At 74.1% G+C, this 11,914-nt stretch carries 9 protein-coding genes; 2 read left to right on the plus strand and 7 right to left on the minus strand.

Annotated elements, in window-relative coordinates; all coding sequences use genetic code 11:
• Positions 1-2 precede the first annotated feature (2 nt).
• Positions 3-3,068 carry a preprotein translocase subunit SecA gene (secA, locus tag ACI79T_RS06845; RefSeq protein ID WP_456609292.1) on the minus strand — a complete coding sequence of 1,022 codons (3,066 nt, stop codon included), beginning with the start codon at positions 3,066-3,068 and terminating at the stop codon, positions 3-5.
• Positions 3,069-3,151: 83 nt separating this feature from the next.
• Here secA and ACI79T_RS06850 point away from each other — a divergent pair, with 83 nt between their 5' ends.
• Positions 3,152-3,544: a pyridoxamine 5'-phosphate oxidase family protein gene (locus ACI79T_RS06850; protein WP_456609293.1), complete on the plus strand. Its 393-nt coding sequence runs from the start codon at positions 3,152-3,154 to the stop codon at positions 3,542-3,544.
• 10 nt (positions 3,545-3,554) lie between these two features.
• The gene (locus ACI79T_RS06855; RefSeq protein WP_456609294.1) at positions 3,555-4,112 is read left to right on the plus strand and encodes a GNAT family N-acetyltransferase; all 558 of its coding nucleotides are present in this window, start codon (positions 3,555-3,557) and stop codon (positions 4,110-4,112) included.
• A gap of 47 nt (positions 4,113-4,159) precedes the next feature.
• Here ACI79T_RS06855 and hpf read toward each other — a convergent pair whose 3' ends face one another.
• From hpf to ahcY, 6 genes are all read right to left on the minus strand, one after another.
• The gene (hpf, locus tag ACI79T_RS06860) at positions 4,160-4,846 is read right to left on the minus strand and encodes a ribosome hibernation-promoting factor, HPF/YfiA family (RefSeq protein ID WP_456609295.1); all 687 of its coding nucleotides are present in this window, start codon (positions 4,844-4,846) and stop codon (positions 4,160-4,162) included.
• A 39-nt stretch (positions 4,847-4,885) separates the two neighbouring features.
• Positions 4,886-5,674, minus strand: a complete 789-nt coding sequence (locus ACI79T_RS06865; RefSeq protein WP_456609296.1) for a ComF family protein — start codon at positions 5,672-5,674, stop codon at positions 4,886-4,888.
• Positions 5,675-5,748: 74 nt separating this feature from the next.
• Positions 5,749-7,482: an LpqB family beta-propeller domain-containing protein gene (locus ACI79T_RS06870; RefSeq protein WP_456609297.1), complete on the minus strand. Its 1,734-nt coding sequence runs from the start codon at positions 7,480-7,482 to the stop codon at positions 5,749-5,751.
• A complete protein-coding gene (mtrB, locus tag ACI79T_RS06875) occupies positions 7,479-9,206 on the minus strand; it encodes an MtrAB system histidine kinase MtrB (protein ID WP_456609298.1) in 1,728 nt (575 codons plus the stop codon). Before mtrB ends, ACI79T_RS06870 begins: the two co-directional genes overlap by 4 nt.
• A gap of 85 nt (positions 9,207-9,291) precedes the next feature.
• Positions 9,292-10,008: an MtrAB system response regulator MtrA gene (gene mtrA / locus ACI79T_RS06880; protein ID WP_456609299.1), complete on the minus strand. Its 717-nt coding sequence runs from the start codon at positions 10,006-10,008 to the stop codon at positions 9,292-9,294.
• A gap of 94 nt (positions 10,009-10,102) precedes the next feature.
• A complete protein-coding gene (gene ahcY / locus ACI79T_RS06885; protein WP_456609300.1) occupies positions 10,103-11,599 on the minus strand; it encodes an adenosylhomocysteinase in 1,497 nt (498 codons plus the stop codon).
• Between the last annotated feature and the right edge of the window lie 315 nt (positions 11,600-11,914).

The following is an 11,914-nucleotide window of genomic DNA, read 5'->3' on the forward strand; positions in this document are numbered from 1 at the left end:
GCCTAGGCGCCGGCCATCCCGTGGCACTGCTTGTACTTCCGGCCCGATCCGCACGGGCAGGGCGCGTTGCGCGGGGTCTCCTTGGTGCCGGAGACCGTCGCGGTCTTGGCGGCCTTCGCCCGGCCGCCCTCGGCCGGGGAGGCGTCCAGGCTGGGCGCCGAGTAGGTGAGGTTCTCCGCCCGGCGCGGCTCGTCGAGCCCCTTGACGTCCAGCACCGGCGCGGGCGCCTCGGACGGGGTGGCGGCCGCCGGAGCAGCCTCCGCCGGTGCGGGCTCCGCCGCCGGTGCCTCCGGGGCCGATGCCTGCGGAGCCGGTGCCTGCGGAGCCGGTGCCTGCGGAGCCGGTGCCTGCGGAGCCGCCGCCGGTGCCTCCGCGGCCGGAGCCGCGGGGGCGGCCTCCGGGACGGGAGCCGTCGGAGCCGCGGTCGAGCGGCGGGCCGTCGCGGTGCCGGCCGCCGCCTTCGCCACCGCCGCCTGGCGAGCCAGCACCTTGGCGGTGCCGGCCTGGGCCGCGGCCAGCGCCTTGGCCTCGGCGTCCGCCTGCTTGGCCTTCGTCTCGGCCTCCTGCTCCTGCTTGCTCTTCACCTCGAGGTTGAACAGGAAGCCGACCGACTCCTCCTTGATGCCGTCGAGCATCGCCACGAACATGTCGTAGCCCTCGCGCTGGTACTCCACGACCGGGTCGCGGTTGGCCATCGCGCGCAGGTGGATGCCGGCCCGGAGGTAGTCCATCTCGTAGAGGTGCTCGCGCCACTTGCGGTCCAGCACCGACAGCAGCACCCGCCGCTCCAGCTCGCGCATGACCTCCGCGCCGAGCGTCGTCTCGCGCTCCTCGTACGCGCGGTGCACGTCGTCGAGCATCGTCTGCTTGAGGTCCTCGGCGGAGAGGTCGGACTGCTCGCCGTCGGCCTTCTGCGCGATCAGCTCGTCGACGGTGAGGCCGACCGGGTACAGCGCCTTGAGACCCGTCCAGAGCTGGTCGAGGTCCCAGTCCTCGGCGTAACCGGTCTCGGTCGCGCCGTCGACGTAGGCGCTGATGACGTCGTCCACCATGGACCGGACCTGCTCGTGCAGGTCCGCGCCCTCGAGCACCCGGCGCCGCTCGTCGTAGATGACGGTGCGCTGCCGGTTGAGCACCTCGTCGTACTTGAGGACGTTCTTGCGGACCTCGAAGTTCTGCTGCTCGACCTGGGTCTGCGCCGAGAGGATCGCCCGGCTGACCATCTTCGACTCGATCGGCTGGTCGTCGGGCACCCGGAGGGTGTTCATCATCGACTCGAGCATCGGGCCGTTGAACCGGCGCATCAGGTCGTCGCCGAGGGAGAGGTAGAACCGTGACTCCCCCGGGTCGCCCTGGCGGCCGGAGCGGCCGCGCAGCTGGTTGTCGATCCGGCGGCTCTCGTGCCGCTCGGTGCCCAGGACGTAGAGACCACCGGCCTCGGTGACCTCCTCGTGCTCGGCCTTGACCTGCGACTTCGCGGCCTCGAGGGCCTCGTCCCAGGCGGCCTCGTACTCCTCGGGGGTGTCCGTCGGCGTCAGGCCCCGGGCCCGCAGCGCCTCGTCGGCGATGAACTCGGCGTTGCCACCGAGCTGGATGTCGGTGCCTCGACCGGCCATGTTGGTGGCGACGGTGACCGCCCCCGGCCGTCCGGCCTGGGCGATGATCGACGCCTCCCGGGCGTGGTTCTTGGCGTTCAGCACCTCGTGCGGGATACCACGCTTGAGCAGGTACTTCGCCAGCACCTCCGACTTCTCGACGCTCGCCGTGCCCACCAGCACCGGCTGGCCAGCCTCGTGCCGCTCGGCGATGTCGTCGACGACGGCGTCGAACTTCGCCTTCTCCGTCTTGTAGATGACGTCGGACCTGTCCTGCCGCACCATCGGCCGGTTCGTCGGGATCGGGACGACGCCCAGCGAGTAGGTCTGGTTGAGCTCGGCCGCCTCCGTCTGGGCGGTACCGGTCATCCCCGAAAGCTTGTCGTAAAGCCGGAAGTAGTTCTGGAGGGTGATCGTGGCGAGGGTCTGGTTCTCGTCCTTGATCTTCACCTTCTCCTTGGCCTCGATGGCCTGGTGCATGCCCTCGTTGTAGCGGCGCCCGGCCAGCACTCGGCCGGTGAACTCGTCGACGATGAGGACCTCGCCGTTGGTGACGATGTACTGCTGGTCCTTCTTGAACAGCTCCTTGGCCTTGAGGGCGTTGTTCAGGTAGCTGATCAGGGGCGTGTTGGCCGCCTCGTAGAGGTTCTCGATGCCGAGCTGGTCCTCGACGAACTCCACGCCCTCCTCGGTGACGGCGACGGTGCGCTTGTCCTCCTCCACCTCGTAGTGGACGTCGCGCCGCATCATCGGCACCAGCCGGGCGAACTCCCCGTACCACTTGGCGCTGGTCTCGGCCGGGCCGCTGATGATCAGCGGGGTGCGGGCCTCGTCGATGAGGATCGAGTCGACCTCGTCGACGATCGCGAAGTGGTGCCCCCGCTGCACGAGGTCGGCCTTGCTCCAGGCCATGTTGTCGCGCAGGTAGTCGAAGCCGAACTCGTTGTTCGTGCCGTAGGTGATGTCGGCGGCGTACTGCTCGCGGCGCACGGAGGGTGCCTGGCCGGACAGGATCGTGCCGACCGTCAGCCCCATGAACCGGTGCACCCGGCCCATCCACTCGGCGTCGCGCTTGGCCAGGTAGTCGTTGACCGTGATGACGTGCACGCCCTCGCCGGTCAGCGCGTTGAGGTAGGCCGGCAGGACACCGGTGAGCGTCTTGCCCTCACCGGTGCGCATCTCGGCGATGTTGCCCAGGTGCAGGGCGGCACCACCCATGAGCTGGACGCGGAAGTGCCGCTGGCCGAGGGTCCGGGTCGCCGCCTCGCGGACCACCGCGAACGCCTCCGGCAGGAGCGCGTCGAGGGACTCGCCGTCGGCGTAGCGCTCCTTGAACTCGTCGGTCTTCGCGCGGAGCTCCGCGTCGGTCAGGTCGGTGTAGTCGTCGGCGAGCGACTCGACCGCATCAGCGATCTTGCCCAGCCGTCGGACGAGCTTGCCCTCACCGGCACGGAGGATCTTCGAGAACAGCACACCCCCAGCGTAGGCGGCGGCACCAGCACTGCGGTCCGCGACGCGGGCACCCCCTCCCCCGATGCCCGGCCTAACCTCCATCCGTGCCGCACGACCTGGACGACCTCGGCCCCGATCTGCTCGCCTTCCTCACCGAGCGCCACCTGGCGACACTGACCACGCTGCGCCGCGACGGGACGCCGCACGTGGTGCCGGTGGGCGTCACCTACGACGCGGCGACGCGGACGGCGCGGGTGATCACCTCCGGCGGTTCGGCGAAGGCGCGCCACGTGCGGGACGGGCAGGCCCGGGTCGCCGTCTGCCAGGTCGACGGCCGCCGCTGGGTCACCCTCGAGGGGACGGCGGTGGTCCGGGAGGACGCTGCCTCGGTCGCCGACGCCGTCGCGCGCTACGCGGCCCGGTACCGGCAGCCCCGGGAGAACCCGGCACGGGTGGTCGTCGAGATCTCGGTCGACCGGGTGCTGGGCAACGCGTGAGGATCGGGCGGTGACGCTCGACCTCTCCGCCGTGGACCTGCGCACCGAGACGCTGCGCACCGAGCGGCTGGTGCTGCGGCCGTACCGCCCCGATGACGTGGGCGCCGTGCACCGCGCCTGCCAGGACCTCGCGATCCAGCGGTGGCTGCCGATGGTGCCGGTGCCCTACACGGAGGCGGACGCCCGGGCGTTCGTCGAGGAGGTCACCCCCGCCGAGCGGGCCACCGGGTCGGTGCTCGGCTGCGCGGTCGAGGCGGCCGGCTCGTTCGCCGGTACGGCGGCCCTGCGGCTGCTGACCGGCGAGTTGGGGCCGGCGGTCGGGTACTGGATCGCCCCCGAGGCGCGCGGGCGCGGGTACGCCGCGGAGGCGGCGCACGCGCTCGCCGAGTGGGCGCTGGGCCTGGGCGCACCGCGGGTGCACCTGTTCGCCGAGGTCGGCAACGGCGCGTCGCAGGCGACGGCCCGGCGGGCCGGCTTCCGCGAGGAGGGCGTCGTCCGCGCGTGCCTGCCCGGCCGCGACGGCGGGCGGGCGGACGCGGTGCTCTTCGGCCGGGTCGCCGGGGACTGACCCGGCGGTCGGGCGGGGGTGCGGCCGCACCGCACCCCCGTCCGGGGTCAGACGCCGGCCGAGGTGGCCACCGGCCGCTCGCCCGGCGCACTGCCGTCCGAGGGCACGGGGGCGAGCCGGATCAGGCCGTAGTCGTAGGCGTGCCGGCGGTAGACCACCGTCGGGACGCCGGTGTCGGCGCACTGGAAGAGGAAGAAGTCGTGGCCGACCAGCTCCATCTCGTGGAGGGCCTGGTCGACGGTCATGGGCGTCGCGGGGTGGTGCTTCTCCCGCACGATCTGCCCGGGCAGGTGCTCGTCCAGATCGGTGACGTGCGGCCCGGACGCTAGCTCGCGGTCGAGCGCGAGCTGCTGCTCGATGCCGAGCTCGGGGTGCCCGCCGTCGAGCGGCGCGCCGGTCAGGCGGACGCTGTCGGGGGTCCGGCGGCCGTGGTGCACCCGGCGGCGATCGGCCGCCCGGCGCAGCCGGTTGTCCAGCTTCGCGCTGGCCAGGTCGAGCGCGGCGTAGAAGTCGGGACCGGCCGCCTCGGCCCGGACGACGGGGCCCTTGCCGCGGAGGGTGATCTCCACGCGCTGGCAGCTGGCCGACTGGCGGGGGTTCTTCTCGTGGAACAGCTCCACGTCGATGCGGGACAGCTTGGCGTCGAACCGCTCCAGCTGACCGACCTTGTCCTCGACGTGTTGGCGGTAGTGCTCAGGGACCTCGACGTTGCGACCACGGACCACGATCTCCATGAGACCTCCCGGTTGGGGCGGGCGTTGGTCGCTTCGACGCTAGTCCCTCCCCCGGGGCCGCGACAGTCGATCGAGGTCGTGGGTGAGGACGGCGCCGGGCCGGTACCGGCCGGGGCCGGAGGAGCCGGGGAGCGGACCCGCCGGTTCCCTCGGCGTCGCGGCCACGACCGCCGCGACGACCGGGAGCCCGGCCGGACCGGTGCCGGCCGCGAGCACCGCCGCCGCCTCGGTGAGGGTGGCGCCCGTGGTCACCACGTCGTCGACCAGGACCAGCAGCGCGGACGCCGGCCGGGAGCCGCCGGCCGGCGCGAACGTGCCGGCGAGGTTGGCCCGCCGCTCGGCGACCGACAGCCCCGCCGAGTCGCGGACCCGCCCACGGCGGCGCAGCGCCCGGCTCTCGGCGGCGGCCACGCCGGCGGCGCGCAGCTCGGCCACCGCCCGCGCGGTCAGCTCCCGCACGTGGTCCCGGCCCCGGGCCCGGACGGCGGCGGGCGAGGCCGGCACGGGCACGAGCAGCACCGGAGGCCGCCCGTCCACGCCCAGCCGGACGGCGGCGACGGCCAGGGCGAGCGCGGTGCCCAGCGGCGCGGCCAGCTCGGCCCGCCCCTGCTCCTTGAAGGCGTTGATCGCCGGGCGGACCGGCCCCGCGTACCCGCCGGCCGCGACCGTCGGGGGGAAGCCCGCGGGGAACCGCCGGGGCTGCGCCAGCCGGGGCGCGGCGAGCAACCGCGCGCAGCGGGGGCACAGCGCCGGGCCGGGCAGCCCGCAGCCCGCGCAGGTGCGCGGCAGCACCAGGTCGGCCAGCGCCGACAGCACCGGGATCCCCATCGGACCAGCCTGCCCGGCCGACGGCCGGTCGCGCGGCCCGCGGCGTCATCTGTGGACGGGCCGCCGCCCCGGCGTCAGAGCGGGTAGAACGGCGCCGTGCCGGGCAGCGGCTCGGCGCCGCGGACCAGGGTCACCCAGGTGCCCCCGGCCAGCTGCCAGACGGTGTCGGCGGCGCTCACCAGCGGCTGGCGCAGCGGCGCGACGCCCAGCGCGGTCGGCTGGCTGGGCAGACCGGCCGTCGACACGGGGGCCAGGCCCCAGCCGTCGACCCCGACCGAGTAGGGGACGATGCGGTCCTCCCCCTCGTCCCCGGCCAGCACCAGCAGGGTGCCGCTGTCCCGCCAGCCGACGTCGATGACCCCGGCCAGCGTCGGCGCCACGTTCCGCAGGTCGCGCAGCACCACCGAGCCGTCGTCGGAGCGGACCACGGTGCCCACGTGCAGCCGCCGGCCCTGCGGCCCGTCGACGACCACCGCGGCCCGGACGCCGTCCGGGGAGAGCTGCAGCGCCTCCGCCCGGCCCAGGCCGGGCAGGGTGGGGGCGGCCACCGGTTGCGGGGGTCCCCCCGCCGGCACCCGGACGACCTCGGCGCCGTCGCGCACCACCCACGCCTCGGTACGGGTGGCCGCGACGGTGGGCGCGCTCAGCGTGCCCGCGCGCAGCACCTCGGTCAGCTCGCCGCCGTAGTCGCCGGCGAGCAGCGCGGCCCCGTCGGCGTCGGTGCGCACGCCGGCGAGGAAGGAGAGCTGACCGGTGGCCGAGTCGGCCGCGATCGCCGCGCTGCCCAGCCCGTGGACCCCGGTGCCCGCCGGGCCGGGGACCGGCTCCCCCTCGGGGACGGTCAGCACGGCGCCGGCGTCGATGTAGTGCCCCACCCCGTCGACCGGCACGGCGTCGGGGTCGAAGGAGGCCCAGTCCTCGACGGTCTGCTGCCGGGACACCCCGCCCGGGGTCACCGGCTCCCCGTCGAGCAGGACGACGACGTTGCTGATCCGCGGCTGGTCGAGCTGCTGGAGGTTCCACACCAGCTGCGCGCAGATCTCGGCCAGCAGCGGTGTGGGCTCGGCCGGCAGGCCGGTGAGCTCCACGGTCGCCGTCTGCCCCTCGACGGTCACCGCGCGGACCAGCTCCACCCCGCTGAGCGGGTTCCGGACGCCGGCCGCCAGCGGGGCCGACGGCCCCGCGATCAGCCGTTCGACCAGCGCGGTGGGCTGTGACTCGCCGCGGATCAGGTACCGGGGGTCGGGGACCACGCGCTGCCCCGTCCAGTCGAGGAAGTAGGCCGCGATGCCGTCGTAGAGCCGGCGGAAGTCGGGCTCCAGCATGATCAGGCCGTCGGGCGGCGTGCTGATCCGCCACTCGCCGTCGACCTGCTCCAGGCTGAACGTGCGGGTGAACACCCCCCGCTCGGCCGCCGTGAAGATGCCTCGCGGATCGACCGTCCCGATCAGGTTGGCGGTCACCGTGACGGCGCCGGCGTCGGTGACCGCCACGGCGAAGTCCGTCCCGATGACGCTGATCCCGCTCTCGTCGGGGTCCCACGCCTGGTCCGCTGCGGGCGTGAGGTACTGGCGGGCGACGGGGTACCGGCGGACCGTGCTGGCCGCCGCGTTGATGAAGTCGCGCACGATCTCCTCGGCGCTGGCCCCGATCTCCGGCGGCAGCGGCTCGACGCCGACCGCCTGGGGCACCCGCGCCGGCGCCTGGGTGATCTCCTGGACCGGGGAGCTCGACGGCACGGTGGAGCACGAGGTCAGGGCCAGCAGGGCAGCCAGCACCACGATGGCGAGCGTCCTGGCCCGGCTCATCGGGGCATTCCCGGCCGGCGCAGCTTGACCGGCCGCAGCGGGAGCGGGGAGCTGGTCAGGTCCTCGCCCGCGACCAGCGGCAGGGTGAGGCGGAACTGCGCGCCGGCGCCCGGCTGGCCCCACACCTGCAGCCAGCCGCCGTGCAGCCGGGCGTCCTCGAGGCTGATCGACAGCCCCAGCCCGCTGCCGCCCACCGTGCGGACGCGGGAGGGGTCGGCCCGCCAGAAGCGGTCGAACACGTGCTGGGCCTCGCCCGAGCTGAGGCCCACCCCGTGGTCGCGGACGGTCACCGCCGCGGCCGAGCGGTTGGCCGCCAGGGTGATCTCCACGGGGTGGCCGGAGCCGTGCTCGATGGCGTTGCCGACCAGGTTGCGCAGGATGCGCTCGACCCGGCGGGCGTCCACCTCGGCCAGCACCGCGGAGTCCGGGTAGGTCACCTGCAGCTCGCAGTCGTGCCGCTGCGCCAGCGAGGTCATGCCGTCGACCACCCGGCCGACCAGCGCGCCCAGGTCGGTCGGCGCCGAGTCCAGCACGGCCGCGCCCGCGTCGTACCGGCTGATCTCCAGCAGGTCGGTCAGCAGGCCCTCGAAGCGGTCCAGCTCCGCCCGGAGCAGCTCCGCGGAGCGGCCGACGTGCGCGGGGAAGTCCTCCCGCGACTCGTAGAGCACGTCTGCGGCCATCTGCACGGTGGTCAGCGGGGTGCGCAGCTCGTGGGACACGTCCGAGGTGAACCGCTGCTGCAGCTGGGAGAGCCCCTCCAGCTGGGTGATCTGGCGCTGCAGGCTGTCGGCCATCGCGTTGAAGCTGGTCGCCAGCCGCGCCAGGTCGTCCTCGCCCCGGACCGCCATGCGCTCCTCGAGCTGCCCCTCGGCCAGCCGCTGGGCGGTGCCGGCCGCCTGCCGCACCGGGTCGACCACGAGCCGGGTGACCAGGACGCCGATGCCGACGACGAGCAGGGTGAGGGCGACGCCGCTGATCACCACGGTGCTGCGGATCAGCGAGAGGCTCTCCTGCTCCTGCTGGAGCGGGAAGGCGTAGTACAGCTCGATCTGGTCGGGTCCCGTCGCGTCACCGGTGACCGGTGCCCCCACGAGCAGGCTGGGCCGCAGCTCGCCGGTGGTGCCGGGGACCATGTCGTACTTGGACGCCTGGCTGCCGGCGTCGACGACGGCCCGCAGTTCGGGCGGCAGCGCGGCGTACAGCGGGCGGCGGCTGGTGGCCGTCCGGTCGCGGTCGCCGGTGCGGTACACCATCACGACGTCGAAGTCGCCGGCCGCGCCACCGCGGTCGAGCAGCTGGTTGACGGTGCGGGCCAGCGTGGCCCGGACGCTGGCGGCGTCGCCGGTGGCGATGCCGGCCACCTCGATCTGGGCGTAGACGACTCCGGCCTGGACCTGGTCGATGGCGGCCTGCCGCTTCACGTCGAGCAGCTGGTCCTTGATCTGGCTGAACAGGACCATGCTCACGATCAGCACGACCGTGCCGGCCAGCAGCATGGTGATCGCGCCGATGCGCACCTGCAGCGACGAGCGCCAGGTCCGCACGCCCCGCGCGGCCAGCACCCGGAGGGTTGCCCGCGCCCGGCGGCGGGCCCGCCCGGCCCGCCGGCGCAGCCCGCGCCGGATCCGGGTGAGCTCGGCGCGGCCCTGCGGTCCGCGACCGCCCCCGCCCGGCGCCGGCCGGCCGGCCGCGGTGCCCGGCTGCGGGGTCCGGGTCGCCGTCACCGGACCAGTGTCCCCCAGCCGGCGCGCTGCGCGGGGAACCCGTCCGGCGCCGTCGCCGGTCCGCTCGCGGTGCCCCGTGCCTCGCTCACGGGGGTCCGGCCTTGTACCCCACCCCGCGCACGGTCAGGACGATCTCGGGCTTCTCGGGGTCGCGCTCGACCTTGGCGCGGAGGCGCTGCACGTGCACGTTGACCAGCCGGGTGTCGGCGGCGTGCCGGTACCCCCACACCTGCTCGAGCAGCAGCTCACGGGTGAACACCTGGCGCGGCTTGCGAGCCAGCGCCACGAGCAGGTCGAACTCCAGCGGCGTCAGCGCGATGGGCGCCCCGTCGCGGGTGACCTGGTGCGCCGGGACGTCGATCTGCACGTCACCGATGCTCAGGTTCTCCGCCTGCCCGGTCTCGCCGCGCCGGAGCTGGGCGCGGACGCGTGCCACGAGCTCCACGGGCTTGAACGGCTTGGTGACGTAGTCGTCGGCGCCGGCCTCCAGCCCCTGGACGACGTCGATCGTGTCGCCCTTGGCGGTCAGCATGACGATCGGCACGGTGGACTGGGTGCGGATGTCCTGGCAGATCTGCAGGCCGTTGCGGCCGGGCAGCATCAGGTCCAGCAGGACCAGGTCCGGCCGGGTCTGCTGGAAGACGCCGACGGCGCGGTTGCCGTCGGAGACGAACGCCGGCTCGTACCCCTCGCGGCGCAGCACGATGCCGAGCATCTCGGCGAGGGCGGCGTCGTCGTCGACGACCAGGACACGGCCGCGGCTGGGTCCGTTCTGCGGAGCGGTGGGGGGCACGGCGACCATTCTGCGCGACGCACGCCCGAAAGTGCTCCGCCCCGCCCGGGAAGATCCCCCGGGCGGGGCGGAACGCGCAGGTGAGCCTGCCGCTACGAGGTGCTCAGTACCGGTAGTGGTCGCTCTTGTAGGGGCCCTCGACCGGGACGCCGATGTAGTCCGCCTGCACCTTGGACAGCTCGGTCAGCTTCACGCCGAGGGCCCCCAGGTGCAGCCGCGCCACGTGCTCGTCGAGCTTCTTCGGCAGCACCGTGACGCCCGGGGTCTGCCCCTCGTAGGCGGCGCGGTTGTTCCACAGCTCGATCTGGGCGAGCACCTGGTTGGAGAACGAGGCGCTCATGACGAAGCTCGGGTGGCCCGTGGCGTTGCCGAGGTTCAGCAGCCGGCCCTCGGACAGCAGGATGATCGTGTGGCCGTCGGCGAACCGCCACTCGTCCACCTGCGGCTTGATCGTCGTCCGCTCGATCCCGGGCGTGCGGGCCAGCCCGGCCACGTCGATCTCGTTGTCGAAGTGCCCGATGTTGCCGATGATCGCCTGGTGCTTGGTCTGCCCGAGCTGCTCGGCGGAGATGATGTCCTTGTTGCCGGTCGCCGTGATGATGATGTCGGCCTTGCCGATCACCTCGTCGAGCGTGGTCACCTCGTAGCCGTGCATCGCCGCCTGGAGGGCGTTGATCGGGTCGATCTCGGTGACGATGACCCGGGCACCCTGGCCGCGCAGCGACTCCGCGCAGCCCTTGCCGACGTCGCCGTAGCCGCAGACGACGGCGACCTTGCCGCCGATCATCACGTCGGTGGCGCGGTTGATGCCGTCGATCAGCGAGTGCCGGCAGCCGTAGAGGTTGTCGAACTTGCTCTTGGTCACCGAGTCGTTGACGTTGATCGCCGGGAAGAGCAGCCGGCCCTCGCGGGCGAGCTCGTACAGGCGCATGACGCCGGTGGTGGTCTCCTCGGTGACGCCGGTGATGCCCTGGCCGATCCGGGTCCAGTACCCGTCGTCCTCGGCGAGCGTGCCGCGCAGCACGTCGAGGATGACGCCGTACTCCTCGGAGTCGGCCTCGGTGGTGTCCGGGACGACGCCGTCGGCCTCGAAGCGGGTGCCCAGGTGGATCAGCAGCGTGGCGTCACCGCCGTCGTCGAGCAGCATGTTGGGGCCGACGACCGCGCCGGCCTCGTCGCGGAACTCGAACAGCCGCTGGGTGCACCACCAGTACTCGGGGAGGCTCTCGCCCTTCCAGGCGAAGACCGGCACGCCGGCGGGCTCCTCGGGGGTGCCCTCGCCGACGACGATCGCCGCGGCGGCGTGGTCCTGGGTGGAGAAGATGTTGCAGCTGACCCAGCGGACGTCGGCGCCCAGGGCGGTCAGCGTCTCGATGAGGACGGCGGTCTGCACGGTCATGTGCAGCGAGCCGGCGATGCGGGCACCGGCCAGCGGCTGCGCGTCGCCGTACTCGGCGCGCAGCGCCATCAGGCCGGGCATCTCGTGCTCGGCGAGCTGGATCTCCTTGCGGCCGAAGCCGTGCAGGGAGAGGTCGGCGACCTTGAAGTCGGCCTCGCCGGTCGGGGTGGTCAACGTGCGGGTGCCAGTGCTGGCGGTCATGTCGCTCCATGGTCCGCACCCGCCGCGGGAGGGCGGGCGCTCGGGGTCTCAGGCTGAGCGAGCATGCCGAGGCTTCGGCGGGGCTCGTACCGCCGTCCAGGATAGGACGACGCCCCGGTGGCGGCGGCCGGTCGGCCACAGCTCATCGGTCGCGCACGACCTGCTTCGGCGTGTCCGCCCGGGGGGGGGGGGGGGGGGGGGGGGGGGGGGGGGGGGGGGGGGGGGGGGGGGGGGGGGGGGGGGGGCGGCGCGCGCGGCCGCGCGGGGCGGGTGGGGGTGGGGGGCGGGGGGGGGCCGGGGGGGGGGGGGGGGGGG

It is taken from the genome of Blastococcus sp. SYSU DS0619, assembly GCF_054051035.1.